Raw genomic sequence first — 20,507 nt, forward strand, 5'->3', positions numbered from 1 at the left:
TTCCATGGGCCTGAAAAAGCAACGACAGAAAATCGCTGGCGGTTAGTTTTCTCTTACGTTGAATAAATCCCGTTTCTTTGGCTAGGGCGTCGACCTTTTCTGGTTCCAGGAATGCAAATAGTGCATCCAGGTAGCTGAGCGTAGTTGGAGCTGTCATAGAAAAAACTCCTCTCGTTGATGGGTATTCTTCCATACCATCTTTCGAGAGAAGTTAGTCCTTTTTCTTAAGTTGACAGCTATGGGCTCAGCGCTTCGTCCGCGGAAAGCGTCCGTTTGATGCGGAGGATCCTACATAAATACGAGACAATGAATTACTATTCTTTTGTCTACAAGCTGGGAGGGATGTTCTTTCTAAAGTTTGTTCGGAAAATGATTCAGCTTCTCTGCTACGGAAGTTATACTGTAAGTACAGAAGCTTCACTGGAATAGCTGAGTTCTACTTTAATGTATGAGGAGTCCTTTAAATGAAAAAACTGCTGGGTCTAATAAGCTTAACTTTGGTCATGAGCGGCTGTAGCGATAATTCTACAAATGCCGAAGAAGTTTTAGTTTCGGCGGCATCTAGCCTGACAGAGGTCATGAAAGAAATGGAACAACAATTTCAAGAAGCAGAACCGAATATTGTGCTAACTTTCAATTATGGCTCATCTAGCAAATTGAGAAGCCAAATTGAACAAGGCGCACCGGCCGACTTGTTTTTGTCAGCTAGTGAAAGAGATATGGAATTACTGGAATCCCAACAGCTAATAGATGAAGATAGCATCAAGCCGTTTGCTGAAAATCAGCTCGTTTTAGCTTCATTAGAAGAATTTCCTGAAACAACTGATTTTCAAAAACTCGTCTTGAATACAGAAGAAAAGATTGCAATTGGAGAACCGGACAGTGTTCCCCTCGGCGCCTATTCAAAAAAAGCATTAAAAAATGAAAACTTGTGGAACTCCCTTAGTGCTCGTCTAATTTATGCGAAAGATGCTCGTCAAGTCGTTACTTATGTGGAAAGCGGAAATGCAGAACTCGGAATTATTTACTCATCAGATGCGTTTATTTCCCAGGAAATAAGTGGGACACTTGAAATGCCAGGGCAGACAGACCCTATTATCTATCCAGGAGCAGTCGTCGCCGATTCCGAAAATCAGCCTGCAGCAACTGCTTTTTTAGAGTTTGTCATCGGTTCAAAAGGGCAAGCCATTCTTAAAGAATATGGATTTATGCCCATAGCTGGAGAAACGCCATGATGGCTTATGATTTGTCTCCACTTTGGTTATCGCTCAGAGTCGCAGTGATTTCAACGTTATTTGTGTTTGTCGTGAGTCTTGCGCTGGCTCGCTTTATGACGAGACGTGAGTTTTTCGGCAAAAGTTTTCTTGAAGCGTTGATCCTATTGCCTTTAGTATTGCCACCGACAGTAATTGGCTTTGGGTTAATTGTGTTGTTTGGCATAAATGGGCCACTAGGTATATTACTTGAACAGTGGTTCGGCTTTCGCGTAGTGTTTACATGGATTGGTGCGGCAATTGCTTCGTTTGTTGTGTCGTTACCACTCATGTATCAAAGTGTTTTAGCCGCTTTTGAAAAAGTAGATCCACGCTGGGAAAACGTAGCGCGAACTATGGGTGTATCCGAATGGCGAATTTTTCGGACCATTACGTTTCCTCTTGCTTGGTCGGGTATTTTGGCCGGATTAATCTTGGCTTTTGCACGTGGCATCGGCGAATTTGGGGCGACGTTGATGATTGCCGGCTATATTCCGGGTATTACAGAAACAATTCCACTAGCTATTTACTTTGCTTATGAAGCAGGCGACATGGAAAAAGCTTTGTTTTGGGTATTGATTGTGTCGTCACTCGGAGTAGCTGCAATTACGTGGGTGAATTATTGGCGTAAAAAGACCGCTGTACGAATCGGAAGGGAATGAGCAAATGCTGCAAGTGGATTTCAAAAAGCAATTAGATCATTTTAGTTTAACGATGCAATTTAGATTGGATAAAGAAATTTTAGCATTGGTTGGCTCTTCTGGTTCGGGGAAAACGACATTATTAAACTGCATCGCAGGTATTGTCCATCCGGATGTTGGTGAAATTTCATTGAATGAACGAAAATTTTATAGCGATGATCAAAAGCCACTAAAAATACAAACGCGCAAAGTCGGTTATTTATTTCAAGACTATGCACTATTTCCACACTTGACCGTAGAACAAAACATTCTTTACGCAGTGCTAAAGGGCAGCAATATTGCGCATATTACGGAATTAACGAAAATTCTTGGCATTACCGGTTTGTTAGGAAAATACCCACACCAAATTTCAGGTGGTGAAAAGCAACGTGTCGCACTGACGCGTTCGTTAGCCGCACAACCCGATATTTTGTTGTTGGATGAGCCTTTTTCAGCATTGGACGATGCCAATCGTGACCGCTGTCAAAATGAACTGTTGCGAATTCACGAAAAGTGGCAGATTCCCATTATTTTCGTAACACACCGAATTGCGGACGCTGAAAAATTAGCCGACCGTATTATGAGAATTGAAAAAGGACAGATGACTGAAGAAACGGTGCGCTGAGAATATAAAAAAGTATAAAATCGTTTGAAAGATCAAATGGCTAGAAAGTGGGAATCACAGTGGATGAACGTTATTCAAGACAAGTCTTATTCAAACCGCTTGGTGAGTCGGGGCAGCAACACTTATTACGTGCGACCGTTACCATTGTGGGGTGCGGAGCTTTAGGTTCAGCGATTGCAGAAACCTTGACACGAGCGGGTATCGGAACGATTCATTTGGTCGATCGTGATTACGTAGAAAGATCCAATTTGCAGCGTCAGCAATTATTTACGGAAGAAGATGCGCGTCAAATGATGCCCAAAGTGGCAGCGGCTGAGCAAAGACTAAAAGCCATACGTAGCGATTTGCAGCTATTCACGTATTTAGAACATCTCGATGCAACGGGAATGCAGAAGTTGGCAGCAGTCAGTGATTTAATTTTGGATGCGACAGATAATTTTGAAACACGTTTGTTGATCAACGACGCTTTTGTAAAATTTGGTGTGCCTTGGATATACGGTGCTTGCGTTGGTAGTTCAGGTGTTGTATTTCCATTTGTGCCGGGAGAAAGCTCATGTTTTCGTTGCTTAATACCGGTGCTTCCTGCCATTAATGAAACGTGCGATACAGTCGGCATTATCTCACCAGCTGTTCAAGTGACAGCAGCGCTTCAATGTACCGAAGCATTAAAATGGTTGAGTAACAACCGTGATGCGATGCGTAAAAAAATCCATCATTTCAATTTATGGGACAATAGCCAATTGGATATTGGCGTTTCGCGCATTAAAGACCCTAACTGCAAAACGTGCGGAGAAGAGGCGGTATTCCCGTCACTCAACGAGACAGCCGCAAGTTCTTACGCTGTTTTATGTGGTCGCGATGCTGTACAAATATTGCCTGATGCGAACCGCCCGATTACATTAGACGACGCAGAGAAAGTCGGAAAACGACTAGAAGCTGGTGTGAAAAGAACTCCTTATTTTGTTGAACTGAAAGTCTTTAATCATCGCATGGTGTTATTCGGCAATGGTCGTTTGCTAATTCACGGCGTTCACAATATAGCAGAAGGTCGAAAATTATATCACCAAGTATTTGGCTAAAAGGAAAGGGGAGATTGGATGTCGGAAACATTTCATACTGATCATCAAGTGCGGGTTGCGGTGTTAACTGTTAGTGACACAAGGACTGAAGAAACCGATACTGGCGGTCAGCTTGTACAACAGATGGCTAAAGATCATGAGCTAGAAATTAGTGACTATGCATTAGTTCCAGACGACATCGCACGCATTCGACTAACGATTTCTGACTGGTTGGAACAGGATGACATTGATACGATTATAACGACTGGTGGAACCGGAATAGCGAAGCGTGATGTTACTTTAGAAGCGATTCAGCCATTGTTTAAAAAAGAAATATCAGGATTCGGAGAACTCTTCCGTTACGTTAGTTTCACTGAAGATGTTGGTACAAAGGCTCTTCTTAGCCGAGCGGCAGCAGGAGTAGCCAATGACAAAGCCATTTTTGTATTGCCAGGATCTCGAGGAGCTGTAAAGCTGGCGATGGAGCGATTGATTTTACCGGAGATTAAGCATATATACTCGGAATTGACGAAGCATTAATCACGTTCATAATCACTGATTGAAAAACCCTGTGGCATTGTCAGTTGAATGACATTACCACAGGGTTTTTAAATTCGTAACGTAACAATTTAATCACGCGCGTAGTCAGATTTCCCACCGGTTTTCTCAAGCAGCATCGTCGGTCCAATGACCATTTCTTTACCAGAAGCTTTGCACATATCGTAAATTGTCAGTGCTGCAGCAGAAGCCGCGGTAAGGGCTTCCATTTCAACCCCTGTAGGTCCTTTTGTTTTTACGGAAACGGTCAACAACACTTCGAAATGGTTTTTTTCTTCATCAACATTCCATTGAAATTCAATATCCACGCCACTAAGTGCTAATGGATGACACATCGGAATGATTTGTGAAGTGTTTTTAGCTGCCATAATGCCAGCCACTTGGGCAACTGCAAAAACATCGCCTTTTTTATTGGTACCTTCTTTAATTTGTTGATAAATTGCTTTGTTTAACAAGACAGAAGTAGTCGCACGCGCTGTGCGGACACTGTCTTTCTTGTCGGAGACGTCGACCATCTTGGCACGTCCTTGGGCATTAAAATGTGTGAGTTCTGACAATGAAATCATCCTTTCGCGAGTGAATAATGTCAGTATAGCATGACGGATGTCGACTGCTTTAACTATTCAATCTGGTTGCATTGGTGCTTTACGTGAGGAACGCTTAGCACTACATAGGTTGAATAAACTCTTATGATGGCTGTATTTTCTAATATTTACATTATTATTCCAGTATGTTTGAATAGAGAGAGTATAAAAAAAGGTGGAGATCAATTGAAAACGACAGAGTACCAAGATAATTTAAATCCGTTTACCGCTATTTGGACGCGTCCGCGCGAGACCGTTCGATATGTGATTGAAGAAAAAGAGTCTAATTTTAGCTTTTTATTAATCGTGTTGTCAGGCTTTGTGGGAGGTCTTCTCAGTAGCCTGGATTCAGAACTATTTCTTCCTGTATGGGGAATTCTTTTGCTAGCGTTAATAGGTGGACCGATTGGGGCTGTAGTAAGTACCGCGATTGGAGCTGGTATTTATTTGTTAGTAGGTCGGTTATTTAAAGGCGAAGCTACATATACTGAAATGTTTCGTGCAATTTTAACAGGACAAATTCCACAAATCTGGCTTTTTCCGCTTCTGTTATTTTGGGTGCTCGTATTTCCGGAAACTTATTTTGTAGAGTCTGACCAACTGCCATTTGAGGACACGAATCTACTGTCAATGATTTTTTTCCTTATTTTAGGGGTAGTGTCTATTTGGACGTTTGTTGTTCAGTGTAAAGCTGTAGGAGAAGCACATAGACTTTCTGCTTGGAAAGGGTTTTTCATCATTGTTCTTCCTGGGATCGTGTTTATTGGAGTCATTGTGGCCATTATTGCCGCGGTTCTAACGACAATTATGTAAGTTATCAAAAACAAGGCAGCCAATAAGGCTGCCTTGTTTTTATGGTTTTTCTACCTTATGAATAACTCCAGTTTCTTCAACATCGGCTACTTCTCGACGGACCGTCTCTTTGACAACCTCTACGTCTTGAACGGTACGTTTGCCAATGACAATTTCTTCTCGAATGACTTTCTTTTTGCCAATATCTAAACGTTCTTCGGACAGCGGAATGTAAATGGCATCGCCTTTTTCATACGCTTGCTGCGGTGTTAATGTATGTTCACTTTTTTCATTAGCTGTTTCTTCAGTAATGGGACGTCGGTTAACGACGATTTCCTCGCGCTCTACGGGTACTTGAATTTCTCTGTCTTCTTCGACCAGTTTTTTATGAACTTGGACTTCCCCTGTCTGAACTTTTTCTTTATCAATGCTTACCCGTTCTTCGTGTAAGGCAAGGCGTTGTTCTTCAGTAGCAATAGCTTTATTTGTTTGTTCAGGTGGGTAAGAGGGTTCGGGTTGAAGTGCAGATAAGGGTTCGCTGCTTGTGTAAAGGAGGAGTCTACCATTCTCAACCTGCTGGAAATAATAATCTGTTTCTTCCGCGCTCAATCCCATCCGGTTAAAGGCATCTTTTGTGATGTCATCGCCGGCTAAAAAAGCAATGACTTTGCCTTTGAAATTGTCCCGGTCTTGTGTATCCACATGGACAGCTGTGTGCGTGATTAGCAATTCTATTTGTTCGTCATGTTTTGATACTAAATACAGTTCCTCTTCTTCGTATCCTACTGCTTTGAGTTCACCGACTGTAATCAGCACTTGTGCTTGCGCATCAAATAATCCAATGCGTTTGTTTTCTTTTTTATCCATGCCCAATTCCTCCCCTATCAATTGTACCGAATTGCTTTGTTAAGGCTCATTTACCCGTAGTCACGTTCTAGATAAACCTCAACATCAAAAAGCGTATCCGAACAAAATCGTCCGGATACGCTTTTTTACCCATTAAAATAAATCGCGCTCATCTTTTTTCGGTTTTACTAGTTCATCAATATCCGCTTCTTCGTGTCGGACAGTTTCGCTCACCAGTTCGGAGTCTTGAACTGTGCGTTTACCGACAATAATTTCTTCACTAACGACGTCTTTCTTACGGACGTTGACACGCTCTTCTGAAACAGGAATATGAATCGTTTCTTCATCATCGTAAAGGTTTATATTTGCTGAATTAGTTGTATTCGAGTGGACTTCTTCGTTTACCGGACGACGTTCTACATAAACTTCTTCACGTTCAACTGGAATTTCGAGAGTTTGATGTTCTTCGACAACGTGCTTTCCGACAGTTACTTCACCTGTCTGAACCCGTTTTTTTTCAACGCTTAGTCGTTCCTCGTGAAGACGTAGATGTTCTTCTTCAGCAGTAGTTGCTCGCGCCCCTGTTTGAGTATGAGTGTGTGGCTTGTACGATGCGCCGTAATCGCTATTCACGTAAAGCACTAACTTGCCGTTTTCGACTCGTCTGTAATATTTGTCTGCTTCGCCGCTTCCTAACCCCATTTGTGTAAATGCATCATGCGTCGAATCTCCACCAGAAATGAATGACTTGAATTTGTCCATTATATCTTCATCATCTTGGACATTTAAATGAACATCTGTCTGGCCTTGAACCATAGATAGCTGATCGTTACGCTTAGCGATCACATACATATCTTCTTCTTTATAGCCTTGTGCTTTTAACTCGCTAATTTTGTGTAAAACTTCTGCTTGTACATCATATGATTGAATCATTACTGTTTCTTTGTTTGTCATTTCTAATTCCTCCCAATAGTGATGGATCACCTATAGAGCAAGGTAGTGATAATGTACCCTGTTGTTTTTCAGAACAAACCCATTGGTTTTGAATAAGCAGAAATGCTATAGCTTGAAAATAAACGCTTGCTTTCCTGTTAACTTTTTAATACACTATAAAACGTAATGATTACTATTTGTGAAAATGGACGACAATGTACAAAAGGAGGGGAAAAGATGAGAGTCAATATCACGTTAGCGTGTACAGAAACAGGCGACAGGAATTACAGTACGACGAAAAATAAGCGGACAAACCCCGAGCGCATTGAGTTAAAAAAATACAGCCCACGTCTTAATAAAGTTGCTATTCACCGGGAAACAAAATAATTTTTTGTGTAGTATAAAATGTAGCAATTACTTTTGGAGGTAATTTCATGGCTAAAAAATCAAAAATAGCACGTCATAATAAGCAACTGCAGTTAGTCGCGCAGTTTGCTGAGCAGCGACAAAGCTTTAAAGAACAAGGGAACATTCACGCATTAACCAATTTACCGAAAGATTCTTCTCCCACTCGTCTAGCTAATCGATGCTTGGTGACAGGAAGACCACGTGGATATATGCGGAAATTTGGGATTTCGCGTATTACCTTCCGGGAATTGGCGCATAGAGGTCAAATTCCTGGCGTTAAAAAAGCAAGTTGGTAAAACGAACCCAATCAAAAATAGCAGATTTTTATCTGCTGTTTTTTTATTTATATAGAACTATCGCAAAAAAAGTGTTTTAACTAATAAAATTTTTCTACCTGGCTCTTTTAAATATAACTTTTGATGCTATGATTAGGATATATTTAACTTATATACAAGAAGAAATTTTCAATAAGAAATGCACAAAGGGTGGTAATTAGAATGACAGTTCAAACAGCAAATGATATTTTAAAACGCAATAATGTTCAGGTTATTGGTCAAGGTGAAAAAACCTTAGTATTTGGTCATGGTTTTGGCTGCGATCAGCAAGTCTGGGACAATACAATTGTAGAATTTTCAGCAGATTATCGAATTGTCACTTTCGACTATGTTGGTGCAGGGAAAAGTGATAAGGCCGCTTATTCGACCGAACGCTATAGCACGTTAGACGGTTACAAACAGGATCTTCTAGAAGTTTGCGCTGCGTTAGAACTTGAGGAAATTTTATTTATTGGTCACTCTGTCAGCGCTATGATTGGGATGCTTGCTTCAATCGAACGTCCAGAGTTGATGGAGAAAATGATTATGATTGGACCATCTCCTTATTATCTGAACGAACCTGGCTACAATGGTGGATTTGAACAATCTGATATCGATGAATTATTGGATATGATGGAAATAAACTATAAAGAATGGGCGAAGTATTTGGCGCCTGTCGTCATGCAGAACGAGGAACGTCCTGAACTGGCTGCGGATTTTGAGCAATTATTGTGTTCAAATGACCCGATGATTGCTCGTCAATTCGCTGAAGTAACGTTCACTTCAGATCTTCGTGACCAATTAGATAAAGTTACAGTACCTACGTTGATTCTTCAACCAAAATTTGATGCCATTGTACCATTAGAAATTGGTCAATATCTCCGCGATCATATCTCAGGTAGTCAATTGGTTGTAATGGAAGCAATGGGACACAATCCACATTTGAGTGATTCAGAGGAAACGGTAAAACGCATTAAGGCGTATTTAGCAGAATAGAGGAGTGAAAATCGTGGAACAGCAACTCGATAGAGCCCCTTGTGGTTATTTGGTTCTGGACCAGGAATTGCGTGTCGTTGAAATGAATAGCACGTTGCGGAATTTGACAAGCGTAGAAAATCCGCAGCATATCCATGATTTACTGACTATCGCTTCCCGGATGTATTTCCAAACGTACTTTACTCCTTCTATTAAAATGCATGGCACCGTAAATGAAATGTTTTTGACCTTGAAAAGTGCGGCAGGACATATGCCAGTCTTGATGAATGCAGTAGAGCAAAATGGTTTGTACGAATGTGCATTGATCCAGATGAGTGTTCGTGGTGAATATGAAAAAGAACTCCTATTAGCCAAACGCAATGCAGAAAAGATCAACCGTGAAACAGTAGAAGCCTATGAGAAACTACAACATTTAATGAGCGAAGTAGAAAGTAAACAGCAACAACTGATTGATCTGAACTCAACACTACAGCAATTGTCCATCACGGATTCGCTAACGGGTTTGAAAAACCGTCGCTATTTGGAAGAGCGACTTCATGACTTTTTACTGCAGGCGCAAAATGGTCGAAAAGTGGCTCTTTTGATTTTGGATATTGATTATTTTAAGCAAGTTAACGATACATATGGTCACCAAATAGGTGATGCAGTATTGCAGGAATTAGCGTGGCATCTAGAAACGAAAGTTGGCACGGCCGATATTGTAGCACGTCTCGGAGGAGAAGAGTTCGTCGTCGTGATGCCAGACTTAGGAATTGAAGAAGGCTTAGCTATGGCTGACTCTTTGTGTAAGCACATAGAAGCTGCTGACTGGATGCATGTACCCATCACGGTAAGTATCGGTGTCGCCATTTATGCGCCTGGAGACGAAGTAGGAAGCTTGCTCTCTAGAGCGGATGGTTTTCTATACAAAGCAAAAGCTAATGGAAGAAATTGTGTCTTCGGCAATGAATAAAGAACTACCTTTAACATCCGTCTTTAAAAACGGATGTTTATTTATTGGGAAAAATAGGGAACTGGACTCATTGCAACCATTCGTTTACCAGCTATACTTAGCGTACAAAATATCTTTGCCTCTGGAGGTCTTATGGAAAAAGAGAATCGGTTATTGGGGGAACGCGTGTCGTTAGATAAAGAATTGATCGCACAATTGATTCATGAGGAAGTCAATACCAATCTTCAGGCTGAGCAGTTGCAAATGAATAAAGATTTTATCGAAGTCGTCAATAGAATCCGAATCGATTTTGTGGATTTAATTGGACAATCCATTAGCAATAGCTGCGACATTCAAGGAGTTTATGCGAATATTCAACGGTGGGGAGAAAAAACAGGTAATTTTTTTCTCGAAAACAATCGATCATTAGAAGACGCACTTGTAGAAGTTTCTCTGTTCCGAAAACACATTGGAACAGTCATCAAAACAGAAGCCGTTCACAAAAAAGTTGCCATTCAAGTCGTTTTTGATATTATGGAAACCTTTCATTCGTTACTGGATTATGCAGCTGTTTCCTATACAGAAGCCTACACAGTTTCATATCGACGAAAATTGGCATGCGCAAGAAAAGAATTTCTTGAACTTTCCTCACCCGTTGTCCCGGTCAGTGATCAGATTGCCGTTTTACCACTAGTGGGTAGCATTGAAATAGACCGAGCTCGTTATATACTGGAGAAAACCTTACTAGCAACAAATCAACTAAAAATTACGGTATTGATTGTAGATTTGTCAGGTGTCGTGAGAGTCGACTCAATCGTTGCAGAACAAATTATTAAAATCATTCAGTCGCTAAAGCTTGTAGGTATACGCTCGGTTCTCACGGGAATTCGTCCAGAAATTGCAGCGATGCTTGTTGGTATTGGCGTCGATTTAAAAGACATTGAAATTGGTGGCAGCCTGAAACGTGTCTTACATCAGATGAATGTCACTTAATTAAAAAAACGCTGAAGTTCCTAGACTTCAGCGTTTTTTTTAGTTAGTCAATTTGTCACTGCTTCTGAATGCAGACTGGGTAAAGACTTGTGTAACGTCAGGGTTTCTTCATCAGTCAGTGCAATCATTGGCAACCGAACGCCGCCAGTCGGAACACCTGTCATGTGCAGTGCTGCTTTAACTGGAGATGGATTTGGCGCAGCGAACAATGCTTTCATTGTTGGCAATAACCGTCTATGAATAGTTGCTGCTGTTTTCACATCACCTGTTTTAAAACTCGTAATCATGTCTTGCAGATCGTTGCCGATAATATGTGCAGCAACCGAAACGATGCCCGCACCACCGATAGACAGCATCGGTAAAGTCAGACTGTCATCGCCGCTATAGACAGTAAAAGATTCAGCTGTGTGTTCAATAATTTCTGAAGCAGCATCCAAATCACCGCTCGCTTCTTTAATAGAAACGATATTGTTAATTTGAGACAAGCGGATGACGGTTTCTGGAAGCAAGTTAACGACGCTACGTCCTGGAATGTTATAGAGCATGACAGGTAGATGAGTCGACTCCGCAATGGCTTGGAAATGTTGGAACATGCCTTCTTGTGAAGGTTTATTGTAATAAGGCGTAACTAGCATAATGCCATCTACGCCGACTTTCTCTGCTTGTTGAGTCAAAGAAATCGATGCCCGCGTATTGTTCGAGCCGGTTCCTGCGATGACCGGAATCCGTCCAGCAACAGTGTTGACGGTAAACTGGAACAATTCTACTTTTTCCTCTATCGATAAAGTTGGCGATTCGCCTGTGGTTCCTGCGACGACAAGGCCGTCAGATCCATTAGCAATCAAGTGCTCGATTAAGTTTTGCGTTGCCGGAAAATCAATTTCCTCGTATTGGTCGAATGGTGTTACCATTGCTGTAATTACTTGGCCGAAATTCATACAGAACACACCCTTTTCTAATTTTTTTCGAAGCTTAGAGGTGAGAGGCCCGTCAGGAACAAACAAAAAAGCAGCAACAGGAGGTCCTGTTGCTGCAGTAGAAACAATGTTTACCATTTGCTCCTGTGCATCAGATAGCCCTCCATATAGTTTCCTATATGACAGTCCTGCATTTATTAAATGCAGACCCAGCGCACGGAAATGTGAGATCTCCGCCACTTCGGCAAATCCCCCTTTCGGCAAACGTCAACGGATCTCATCATCCTCGTTTTGCGTACTAATGGTTTTTGCGCCTCTATCCTACTCTTGTAAAAACAAGAGCAAGAAATATTGAATTAGCTGTACTATAACAAATGTTTCTATTAATTGCAAGATGAAGAACGTAAAAAATTATAACCGAGGAGAGATAGAATGAGTGAGCAAGCCTATGACCAACTGCTAGCCATTGCAACAACAGGAAACCAGCAAGGATTTAATGCCTCTTTGCATCATAATCGTTATGAGCCTACACCTTACGATTTACTCGACAAATTGTTTGAGCATTATAGCCTGTCTCCTGAAGATTGTATCGTTGATGTTGGCTGTGGAAAAGGGCGCTTGAATTTTTATGTGCATCATTTTTTTGGTGTAAAAAGTGTAGGCATCGAAATGAATCCGACATTTTACACAGAAGCCCTCGAAAATAAAAAACAGTACGCGAAAAAGCACAAAGGTGCAGAGTTTCACATTAACTTTTGTAATTGCTTAGCTCAGAAATACCCAGTTACAGCAGACGATACCGTATTCTATTTCTTTAACCCTTTTTCAGTGGCGATATTCATCGCATTTGTGAATAAAATTTTAGCTTCAGTCGAAAAATCTCCACGGACGGTAGACATGATTTTGTTTTTTGCCTCTCAAGATTACAGTGATTATCTGGAAGCTAACGGAGTTTTTCAGCTAATAGAAGAAATTCAATTGTCGGATTTCCATAAAGATCCGCGCGAACGATTTTTAATTTATCGATTGTCTAAAATGGATTAGAACTAGTGCTCTAAAGGGTATATTTACAGTAAAACAATTGTGAAACGAGGGACCCCTATGGAATGGAAAGGTAGAAAAGCCAGTAGAAACGTTGAAGATCGGCGAGGGAAAGGTGGAGCGCTAGTAGCAGGAGGCGGCATCGGCGGTATTTTAATTGTGTTATTAGTGGCTTTTTTAGGAGGCGACCCAGGTGTCATTCTTGATCAATTGGGTGGATCCTCAGGAACGACTTCAAACCAGTCTTACGAATCAACTCCACAAGAAGAAGAATTGGCTGAATTTGTGTCAGTCGTTCTAGCGGATACGGAACAAGTTTGGACAGAAGTTTTTAAAGAAGAAGGCATGGAATATGTTGAGCCGACACTCGTTTTGTATAGTGGCAGCGTCGAGTCTGCCTGTGGAACAGCAGGCGCAGCCGTCGGACCCTTTTATTGTCCAGGCGATTACAAACTTTATATTGATTTGAGTTTTTACAATGACCTACAAACCCAATTTCAAGCACCCGGTGATTTTGCCATGGCGTATGTCGTGGCACACGAAGTTGGACACCACGTTCAAAATCTTCTTGGTGTTATGGAAGACGTGCAGCCACTTCGCAGCCAGCTTAGTGAAGAAGAATACAATAAAGTGCAAGTACGCTTGGAGTTGCAAGCGGATTATTTGTCGGGCGTCTGGGCCCACCATGCGCAAGGTATGGGCTATTTAGAAGAAGGTGACCTAGAAGAAGCATTGACAGCCGCAAGTGCGGTAGGGGATGACACCATTCAACAGCGGTCCCGTGGTTACGTTGTACCTGAGAGTTTTACACATGGTAGTTCCGAACAGCGCCAGCGATGGTTTAAAAAAGGCTTTCAAGCCGGTAATTTAAAAGAAGGCGACACGTTTAATGCAACTGATTTGTGATGGCACCTAAAGTGAAAATCACTTTTAGCATGCAAATAAAAGGGTGCAGCATTGATATTTTTGCTGATGTGATTCATTATATAAAATAGACAGTCTTTTCATTTCGCATGGAAAGAAATATAGCTCTGCGAAGGAAGTACAGCATGTTGGATGACAATATCACACGCCTAGAATACAACGGCAAAGAATTAATCCTAATCGGTACGGCACACGTTTCTAAAGCTAGTGCAGAGCAGGTGAAAGCCGTCATTGAAACCGAGCGACCGGATTCGGTATGCATCGAATTAGATGCGCAGCGCTATGAATCGGTAACTCAAGACAGCAAATGGAAAGAAACCGACATTTTCAAAGTGATCAAAGACAAAAAAGCAAGTTTGTTACTCATGAATTTGGCTATTTCCTCTTTTCAAAACCGTCTTGCAGATCAGTTTGGCATCAAACCTGGACAAGAAATGATTCAAGGGATTGCTTCTGCTAAAGAAACTGGCGCAGAATTGGTACTCGCTGACCGTAATATTCAAGTAACGTTTTCGCGCATTTGGGGCAATATCGGTTTTATGGGGAAAGCGCAATTGCTGACTTCCGTATTCTTTAGTATTTTCAGCAAAGAAACAATCTCAGAAGAAGATTTGGAAAAGATGAAGTCACAGGATACCCTCAACGCGGTAATGAATGATTTTACCCAATCTTTCCCTAAACTGAAAGAGCCGCTCATTGACGAACGAGACCAATATTTGGCGCAAAAAATTAAAGAAGCTCCTGGTCAAAAAATTGTCGCGGTTCTTGGTGCAGCACATGTTCCAGGAATCATTAAAGAAGTCCACAACGAACACGATTTGGAAGAACTATCAAAAGTTCCAGCCAAATCAAAGTGGCCGAAAGTTATCGGTTGGGCAATTCCGTTAGCATTGGTCGCTATGATTGCCATCACGTTTATGAATAACCCTGCAGCTGGTCTCGACCAAACGATTAGCTGGATCCTTTGGACCGCATGTCTTGGGGCAATAGGTGCTGCTGTAGCTTTCGGTCATCCATTAGCAATCCTCACTGCTTTTGTCGGGGGTCCGATCGGTGCACTACATCCATTGTTAGCGGCAGGCTGGTTTTCAGGACTTGCACAAGCCTATGTTCGTCGCCCGAACGTTGGGGATTTCCAAACCTTATCGAAGGACGTTTTTACGCTTAAAGGCTTTTGGGACAATAAAGTTACGCGTGTTCTACTAGTTGTGGTGTTAACAAATTTGGGTACAGCAGCAGGCAATGTAATCGGTGGATTAGACGTTATTCGTTTGTTTTTCCAAAACCTATAAGTAGATTTCCTACCGGACGGCGAAACTTTGCTGTCCGGTTTTTTGTTTTTCTCTTGTTGCTGATAGTTTAAGAGCGGGTATATATAACAAAAGACCATTAGAAATGAGGAGGCGCATGGAGATGAGCTTTTTTCTAGTAGGCATTTTACTGTGGTCGTTGGTCATTTTGTCCGTCGTGTTGGCAATAATCGGTTTCTGGAGGGGTTCCTGGCAAGCGTTAGCCTGGAGCGGAATTGCTTTGCTTCCACCGATGCTACTTATTTATATGGGGGGAGATGGAGTTTGGTTCCAGTTTGGTATCTTGTTGCCGATCCTTTTGTTGGTTGCTGCTTTTTTGATGAAACAGCAAAAGACACCCAATTCGTAATCGGCTGGTAATTTCAGCCGATTTTTCTAAGCATGCCACTGGTAATTCCAAAGTCATAGTTATACAATTATTATACAAAAAATGCAGAGGAGCTAGGCCAATGAAATATCTATTAGGTCGAAGCAAGTTATTCATATTTTTAATTTTAATCTTATCGATCGTTGGGGCATATGTCTTTATCACATTACCGCAACGTGAGATTCCGGAAACCCCATCAAGCCTTGTTTTAATTTCAACAATTTTGCCAGGTGCAGGGCCTGAGGAAGTGGAAACGTCCATCACCAATCTGCTCGAGCGTGAAATCCAACAAGTAGATGGCATTGCATCGCTGCAATCCGTGTCTGCCAATTCTGCTTCCATCATTACACTGGAAATAGAAGATGGTGAGAATCCGGATGAGTTAATCAACAGCATTCAGCAACAAGTAGGAAATGCGACATCAGGATTTCCTGATAACGCATCAGAAACAACGGTGGAAAAACTAGATTTAACTTTCCCCTTAGTGTCGTACATGTTCTATGGGGATAAAGAAGAACTAAAAAGTATGGAAGATGCGTTAGCCACGCTTTCTGAAGAAGTAGAAGCCGTTTCAGGAGTTGCTGGAACAACGGTTAAAGGTTTAAACTCACAGCAAGTTCTAATTGAACTCAATAGTGAAGAACTAGCCGCTAATGGGCTTCAGCCATTTGAAGTGCTCCAATCGCTTCAACAAGCAAATCAGCCATTGTCACTTGGCACACATGATAATGGCAACGAGCAAGTGAGCCTAACTGTGCAACAAGGTCAAGGCATCGACAAACTAAAAGAACTACAAGTAGGTGCAGCAGCAGTACCACTTGAAGATGTTGCAACGATCGAGACGGTAGATCAAGAAACAGAAGATATTGTAACGTTTGAAGGCGAAGACGCCATTTCGTATACGGTCTTTTTGCAAACGGCACAAGACGTTCCTTCTGTAGATGATAAGGTCTCTAAAGTTATTGAAGAATTTGCAGCTGATCTTCCAGCTGGCGTTCAAGCTGAGAAATACGAATCTCAAGCTGATAATGTGAATGAAATCTTCGACAGCCTATATGTTTCATTGGCCATCGCTGTCTTAGCTGTTTTGATCGTCACAACAGCTGGATTAACGTTGTATGGATCTTTTGCAGTCGCGTTAACGGTCTTAGCTTCCGTACTCATCGGAATGATCCCGATTCCGTGGTTAGGCGTTGACTTGAACCAAATCTCAGTGATTGGTCTCATTATTGCCATCGGTATTTTAGTCGATGACAGTATCGTTGTTAACGATAATATTCAGCGGCGTTATAAGCTAGGGGATTCCGCTCGCGATGGAGCGATTACCGGCGTCCGTGAAGTATACCCGTCGATTATTTCTTCTAGTTTGGCAATTGTCGTGACATTCTCTCCATTGTTATTGCTATCAGGCGGTAATGGTGCGTTTATCAAGGCCTTGCCAAGTATTTTAATTACGACAATATTAGCTTCAACGGTGCTGTCGATTACACTTGTACCCATGATGCAATATTTGAAAACGAAACAAAGAGCAAAGAAAATTTCAGATACCCCTGGATTCTTAGGGAAACCACTCGAGAAAATTGCGTTGTTTTATTCGAATAAAGTATTGCGTGGCGTATTAAAACGCCCTCTACTTGTTGGCGTCGGAGGCATGTTAGTCGCGACAGGATTATTATCTCTTGCGCTCTTTACGCCTTTTGAATTTTTCCCAGCAGCTGACCGTGAAGAAGTAACGATGAACGTCCGCCTTGCAGAAGGCACAACGATTGAAAATACGGATGAATTTCTTGCTAACTTAACGGAAGAAGTCAAATCTGAAGATGATAACATTGCTGAAATTTCAATCTTTTCAGGTGAAGGATTGCCAAACTTGTTTGCCTCTTCAATGAACAACACAGGAGGCAACACCGGTCAAGTAGTATTCCGTATTGACCGTGAGCAAACAACCGCTTCGGACTTCATTGATAAGTGGCAGCCCGAGTTGCGTGAACGTTTCCCAGAAGCCGAAATTTTCTTGGATACGATTGTACAAGGGCCACCTGTAGGAGCTCCAGTTACAGTGGATATTACAGGTGAAGATATTGAAGAATTGGCGTCTATACGCGATGAATTAAAAGCGCAATTGTTGGCAGAAGGCGCTACGATTGTTACCGATAATTTAGGCGACTCGGTTCCAGCGATTGAGTATGTACCAAATCAACAGGCGCTACAAGAAAACAAAATCGCGCTTAGTTCAGTGACCAATCAACTCCAGCTGTTGACACAAGGTGTGCCTCTTTACACCATTTATGAAGGTCAAATGCCGTACCAAGTGTTCTTGAAGCAATCAGGCATTGACGATGGTCAACCAATTGACTTGTCTCAATTCGAAGTTCCGGCGCTTAGTGAACAAGGACCACCGACCTTGGTGCCGATGAATGAGTTGCTAACACCAGAAGACACAACGAAACTGTCACAGGTGCCGCATAAAGAAGGGGACCGTTCGATTACACTTCGTGCATTTGGTGACATTGATGACTTTGAAAACAACATGTTGGCTGTCATTGACAAAGAGCGTGAGTCATTGACAGAAGGCTACGAATTATCGACAGGTGGAGAAAACTCTGATCAAGAAGCTTTCTTTGCTGAAATTGGTCTATTGTTCCTAGTTGTCATTTTGTTAGTGTACTTAGTTATTGCTTTCCAGTTTAAATCGTTTAGCTTACCATTCCTTGTGTTGATCGCTGTTTACTTAGGTATTTCTGGTGCAATTCTTGGATTGTTCTTAACGCAAACACCGCTAAGCTTCCTTGGCGTTATGGGAATTGTTTCCCTGACAGGGATTGTTGTGCGAAACGCAGTTGTGTTGATTGACTTTGTAGAAACACGTCGTCTATCAGGAGACTTTGATATTAAGGAAGCCATTGTCGAATCAGGCTATGCCCGTATCAAACCAATCCTTTTGACAACTATCACGTCAATCATCGCACTCGTGCCAGTCGCGTTGTCAGGAGATCCATTATTTGAACCGTTAGCAGTTACAATCATTGCTGGACTTGCATTCTCAAGCTTGTTCACATTGGTAATGATTCCATCACTTTACTTAGTATTTTACCGTGTGAACCGTCGCAGAAATCAAGTGACAGAATAACAATAGACTGCGCAGCCTTTGGGTTGTGCAGTTTTTATTTGAATAATGAGTATTTGGAAAGTGAGCAAATCAGTAATAAAGTAACGTTGATCGAAAGAGTGAGTTATAAAGGGGATTCAACAGAACAAGCAGGTGATATGGCGAAAGCTTCGTTTTTGCTAGTGCGTAGGGCTGAGTCTTTCCGGCAATGCTCAATCCGATTCTGCGCGCTACAGCTTCACCTCGTAACATGAATAACTTAAGCCATACTGTGAATACGACAGACAAATAATCAGATTTCAGGTGCTGGAGTGAACATACGAAGTATTATCGGAGTAGTTTCAGCTTTTTTTCTAGGAAAATAACTTACTTTAATGAAGGAAGAGACTAAAAAAATGAAACAAAGCGTGTCACAGCGGGATAGGTGGGCAATGTATGCGTTATCATTTTGTCACACGATAGTCATTTACTTCTTTCACTAGATTTGGTAAGATGTCTGACGACAGTAGAGTTAAACAATGTATTTGCTTAATTTTCTGATAAAAATATATATAGATGAGGTGAAGTTGTGAATTTATTGTGGGGCATCTTTGGCGTATTCGTTGTTCTTGGAATCGCCTTCTTATTATCAAGCGGCAAGAAGTCTATCAAGCCACGGACAATTCTCGGCGGATTAGCCATCCAGATTACATTTGCATTTATGGTACTAGAATGGGAATTTGGAAGAAAAATGTTGTTAGGTCTTTCGAATAAAGTCCAAAATGTAATTGACTATGCAGGTGAAGGAATTGCTTTCTTATTTGGTCCAGCGGCTGACATTGGTGGATTTGGATTTGTTTTCGCCTTCCAAGTTTTGACAATTATCATCTTCTTTTCTTCTTTAATTTCAGTACTATATTACTTAGGTGTTATGCAAATTGTCATCAAAATTCTGGGAGGCGCATTATCGAAGCTTCTTGGAACGAGTAAAGCAGAGTCAATTTCAGCAGCAGCGAATATTTTCGTTGGCCAAACAGAAGCACCGCTAGTCATTCGCCCCTTTATCGCGGGGATGACCAAGTCCGAATTATTTGCAGTTATGACAGGGGGACTGGCTTCTGTAGCAGGTTCTACTCTGGCGGGTTACGCACTTCTTGGTGTACCGCTTGAATATTTGTTAGCTGCAAGTTTCATGGCTGCTCCAGCCGGGTTGATCATGGCTAAAATCATGATGCCGGAAACAGAAGAAGTCGAAGAAAAAGAGTTTGTTATGGAAAAAGACGAAGCTTCAGTTAACGTCGTAGATGCAGCAGCACGTGGTGCGTCTGACGGTCTTCAATTGGCGTTAAATGTGGGCGCGATGTTACTTGCATTTATCGCATTAATTGCTTTACTAAATGGTGTACTTGGCGGCATCGGTGGATGGTTCGGTTTTGGTGGTTTGACTATCCAAAGTATTTTAGGCGTCATTTTTGCACCGCTTGCATGGGCAATTGGTGTACCTTGGGCTGAAGCAGTCCAAGCGGGTAGCTTTATCGGACAGAAGCTAGTACTTAACGAATTTGTTGCGTATTCAGCTTTTGCTCCTGAAATTGCCAACTTGTCACCTAAAACGGTCATCGTTGTCAGCTTTGCTCTTTGCGGATTCGCAAACTTAAGCTCATTGGCAATCTTACTTGGCGGACTTGGTGCGATCGCACCAAGTCGTCGTTCAGATATTGCTCGTCTTGGCATGCGCGCCGTTGCGGCGGGTGTACTCGCTTCATTATTGAGTGCAGCAATTGCCGGAATGTTCGTTTAAAAAATAAAATAATGAGGGCCTGCAGCTATTGCAGGTCCTTTTTAGGTTTTGAGGCGAATAGCTGCGGCATATGCACGCTCGAGGAGAA

General features: G+C 41.8%; 21 protein-coding genes and 1 riboswitch. Of the genes, 17 read left to right on the plus strand and 4 right to left on the minus strand.

All coding sequences use genetic code 11. From position 1 onward, the window contains the following. The first annotated feature begins 464 nt into the window (after positions 1-464). The 5 genes from modA to QMF37_RS00025 are packed head-to-tail and all read left to right on the plus strand — an operon-like array spanning position 465 to position 4,156. Entirely contained in the window at positions 465-1,235 is a 771-nt protein-coding gene (gene modA / locus QMF37_RS00005; RefSeq protein ID WP_283475802.1) for a molybdate ABC transporter substrate-binding protein, read from the plus strand. Further along, positions 1,232-1,915, plus strand: coding sequence for a molybdate ABC transporter permease subunit (modB, locus tag QMF37_RS00010; RefSeq protein WP_071152731.1), 684 nt, complete (start codon positions 1,232-1,234; stop codon positions 1,913-1,915). Before modA ends, modB begins: the two co-directional genes overlap by 4 nt. A 4-nt stretch (positions 1,916-1,919) precedes the next feature. Further along, positions 1,920-2,558, plus strand: coding sequence for an ATP-binding cassette domain-containing protein (locus QMF37_RS00015; protein ID WP_071152730.1), 639 nt, complete (start codon positions 1,920-1,922; stop codon positions 2,556-2,558). Between the two features lie 59 nt (positions 2,559-2,617). Continuing rightward, positions 2,618-3,637: a ThiF family adenylyltransferase gene (locus QMF37_RS00020; protein WP_283475807.1), complete on the plus strand. Its 1,020-nt coding sequence runs from the start codon at positions 2,618-2,620 to the stop codon at positions 3,635-3,637. 18 nt (positions 3,638-3,655) lie between these two features. After that, positions 3,656-4,156 carry a MogA/MoaB family molybdenum cofactor biosynthesis protein gene (locus tag QMF37_RS00025; RefSeq protein ID WP_283475809.1) on the plus strand — a complete coding sequence of 167 codons (501 nt, stop codon included), beginning with the start codon at positions 3,656-3,658 and terminating at the stop codon, positions 4,154-4,156. An 89-nt stretch (positions 4,157-4,245) separates the two neighbouring features. On the opposite strand, the gene moaC is transcribed toward QMF37_RS00025, so the two are convergent. After that, positions 4,246-4,731, minus strand: a complete 486-nt coding sequence (gene moaC, locus QMF37_RS00030; RefSeq protein ID WP_283475810.1) for a cyclic pyranopterin monophosphate synthase MoaC — start codon at positions 4,729-4,731, stop codon at positions 4,246-4,248. A gap of 213 nt (positions 4,732-4,944) precedes the next feature. Here moaC and QMF37_RS00035 point away from each other — a divergent pair, with 213 nt between their 5' ends. Beyond that, positions 4,945-5,571, plus strand: coding sequence for a Yip1 family protein (locus QMF37_RS00035; protein ID WP_283475812.1), 627 nt, complete (start codon positions 4,945-4,947; stop codon positions 5,569-5,571). Positions 5,572-5,610: 39 nt separating this feature from the next. Here the strand turns inward: QMF37_RS00035 and QMF37_RS00040 are convergent, their stop codons facing one another. Next, positions 5,611-6,417, minus strand: a complete 807-nt coding sequence (locus tag QMF37_RS00040; protein ID WP_283475813.1) for a DUF2382 domain-containing protein — start codon at positions 6,415-6,417, stop codon at positions 5,611-5,613. 132 nt (positions 6,418-6,549) lie between these two features. After that, positions 6,550-7,350, minus strand: coding sequence for a YsnF/AvaK domain-containing protein (locus QMF37_RS00045; protein ID WP_071152724.1), 801 nt, complete (start codon positions 7,348-7,350; stop codon positions 6,550-6,552). 216 nt (positions 7,351-7,566) lie between these two features. Here QMF37_RS00045 and rpmG point away from each other — a divergent pair, with 216 nt between their 5' ends. The 5 genes from rpmG to QMF37_RS00070 all read left to right on the plus strand — a co-directional run bounded on the left by rpmG (position 7,567) and on the right by QMF37_RS00070 (position 10,971). After that, entirely contained in the window at positions 7,567-7,716 is a 150-nt protein-coding gene (gene rpmG / locus QMF37_RS00050; RefSeq protein ID WP_071152723.1) for a 50S ribosomal protein L33, read from the plus strand. Positions 7,717-7,763: 47 nt separating this feature from the next. Continuing rightward, the gene (gene rpsN, locus QMF37_RS00055; RefSeq protein WP_071152722.1) at positions 7,764-8,033 is read left to right on the plus strand and encodes a 30S ribosomal protein S14; all 270 of its coding nucleotides are present in this window, start codon (positions 7,764-7,766) and stop codon (positions 8,031-8,033) included. Between the two features lie 201 nt (positions 8,034-8,234). Further along, entirely contained in the window at positions 8,235-9,047 is an 813-nt protein-coding gene (locus QMF37_RS00060) for an alpha/beta fold hydrolase (protein WP_071152721.1), read from the plus strand. A gap of 13 nt (positions 9,048-9,060) precedes the next feature. Further along, the gene (locus tag QMF37_RS00065; RefSeq protein WP_283475818.1) at positions 9,061-9,999 is read left to right on the plus strand and encodes a GGDEF domain-containing protein; all 939 of its coding nucleotides are present in this window, start codon (positions 9,061-9,063) and stop codon (positions 9,997-9,999) included. A 132-nt stretch (positions 10,000-10,131) separates the two neighbouring features. Then, positions 10,132-10,971 carry an STAS domain-containing protein gene (locus QMF37_RS00070; RefSeq protein ID WP_071152719.1) on the plus strand — a complete coding sequence of 280 codons (840 nt, stop codon included), beginning with the start codon at positions 10,132-10,134 and terminating at the stop codon, positions 10,969-10,971. Between the two features lie 47 nt (positions 10,972-11,018). Here the strand turns inward: QMF37_RS00070 and dapA are convergent, their stop codons facing one another. Then, positions 11,019-11,909, minus strand: coding sequence for a 4-hydroxy-tetrahydrodipicolinate synthase (gene dapA / locus QMF37_RS00075; protein WP_071152960.1), 891 nt, complete (start codon positions 11,907-11,909; stop codon positions 11,019-11,021). A 127-nt stretch (positions 11,910-12,036) separates the two neighbouring features. Beyond that, positions 12,037-12,215: riboswitch (Lysine riboswitch) on the minus strand. 105 nt (positions 12,216-12,320) lie between these two features. Here dapA and QMF37_RS00080 point away from each other — a divergent pair. From QMF37_RS00080 to QMF37_RS00105, 6 genes are all read left to right on the plus strand, one after another. Continuing rightward, complete coding sequence (locus QMF37_RS00080; protein WP_071152718.1) at positions 12,321-12,932, plus strand: class I SAM-dependent methyltransferase; 612 nt, start codon at positions 12,321-12,323, stop codon at positions 12,930-12,932. Between the two features lie 57 nt (positions 12,933-12,989). Next, the gene (gene ypfJ / locus QMF37_RS00085) at positions 12,990-13,835 is read left to right on the plus strand and encodes a KPN_02809 family neutral zinc metallopeptidase (RefSeq protein WP_058384158.1); all 846 of its coding nucleotides are present in this window, start codon (positions 12,990-12,992) and stop codon (positions 13,833-13,835) included. A gap of 143 nt (positions 13,836-13,978) precedes the next feature. Continuing rightward, complete coding sequence (locus QMF37_RS00090; RefSeq protein ID WP_058384159.1) at positions 13,979-15,145, plus strand: TraB/GumN family protein; 1,167 nt, start codon at positions 13,979-13,981, stop codon at positions 15,143-15,145. Between the two features lie 121 nt (positions 15,146-15,266). Next, positions 15,267-15,512 carry a hypothetical protein gene (locus QMF37_RS00095; protein WP_058384160.1) on the plus strand — a complete coding sequence of 82 codons (246 nt, stop codon included), beginning with the start codon at positions 15,267-15,269 and terminating at the stop codon, positions 15,510-15,512. 100 nt (positions 15,513-15,612) lie between these two features. Further along, positions 15,613-18,660, plus strand: coding sequence for an efflux RND transporter permease subunit (locus tag QMF37_RS00100; RefSeq protein WP_071152717.1), 3,048 nt, complete (start codon positions 15,613-15,615; stop codon positions 18,658-18,660). Positions 18,661-19,207: 547 nt separating this feature from the next. After that, a complete protein-coding gene (locus QMF37_RS00105) occupies positions 19,208-20,419 on the plus strand; it encodes a NupC/NupG family nucleoside CNT transporter (protein WP_058384162.1) in 1,212 nt (403 codons plus the stop codon). Positions 20,420-20,507: the final 88 nt, after the last annotated feature.

This window comes from Planococcus sp. S3-L1 (genome assembly GCF_030063085.1).
Lineage (GTDB): Bacteria > Bacillota > Bacilli > Bacillales_A > Planococcaceae > Planococcus > Planococcus kocurii.

Bases quoted from the DNA above. Each gene is read 5' to 3' on its own strand.
- QMF37_RS00090 (WP_058384159.1), top strand. From the start codon at position 13,979: ATGTTGGATGACAATATCACACGCCTAGAATACAACGGCAAAGAATTA.
- QMF37_RS00080 (WP_071152718.1), top strand. From the start codon at position 12,321: ATGAGTGAGCAAGCCTATGACCAACTGCTAGCCATTGCAACAACAGGA.
- modB (WP_071152731.1), top strand. From the start codon at position 1,232: ATGATGGCTTATGATTTGTCTCCACTTTGGTTATCGCTCAGAGTCGCA.
- modA (WP_283475802.1), top strand. From the start codon at position 465: ATGAAAAAACTGCTGGGTCTAATAAGCTTAACTTTGGTCATGAGCGGC.
- QMF37_RS00040 (WP_283475813.1), bottom strand. From the start codon at position 6,417: ATGGATAAAAAAGAAAACAAACGCATTGGATTATTTGATGCGCAAGCA.
- ypfJ (WP_058384158.1), top strand. From the start codon at position 12,990: ATGGAATGGAAAGGTAGAAAAGCCAGTAGAAACGTTGAAGATCGGCGA.
- QMF37_RS00095 (WP_058384160.1), top strand. From the start codon at position 15,267: ATGAGCTTTTTTCTAGTAGGCATTTTACTGTGGTCGTTGGTCATTTTG.
- QMF37_RS00015 (WP_071152730.1), top strand. From the start codon at position 1,920: ATGCTGCAAGTGGATTTCAAAAAGCAATTAGATCATTTTAGTTTAACG.
- QMF37_RS00025 (WP_283475809.1), top strand. From the start codon at position 3,656: ATGTCGGAAACATTTCATACTGATCATCAAGTGCGGGTTGCGGTGTTA.
- QMF37_RS00070 (WP_071152719.1), top strand. From the start codon at position 10,132: ATGGAAAAAGAGAATCGGTTATTGGGGGAACGCGTGTCGTTAGATAAA.
- QMF37_RS00100 (WP_071152717.1), top strand. From the start codon at position 15,613: ATGAAATATCTATTAGGTCGAAGCAAGTTATTCATATTTTTAATTTTA.
- dapA (WP_071152960.1), bottom strand. From the start codon at position 11,909: ATGAATTTCGGCCAAGTAATTACAGCAATGGTAACACCATTCGACCAA.
- QMF37_RS00060 (WP_071152721.1), top strand. From the start codon at position 8,235: ATGACAGTTCAAACAGCAAATGATATTTTAAAACGCAATAATGTTCAG.
- rpsN (WP_071152722.1), top strand. From the start codon at position 7,764: ATGGCTAAAAAATCAAAAATAGCACGTCATAATAAGCAACTGCAGTTA.
- QMF37_RS00045 (WP_071152724.1), bottom strand. From the start codon at position 7,350: ATGACAAACAAAGAAACAGTAATGATTCAATCATATGATGTACAAGCA.
- rpmG (WP_071152723.1), top strand. From the start codon at position 7,567: ATGAGAGTCAATATCACGTTAGCGTGTACAGAAACAGGCGACAGGAAT.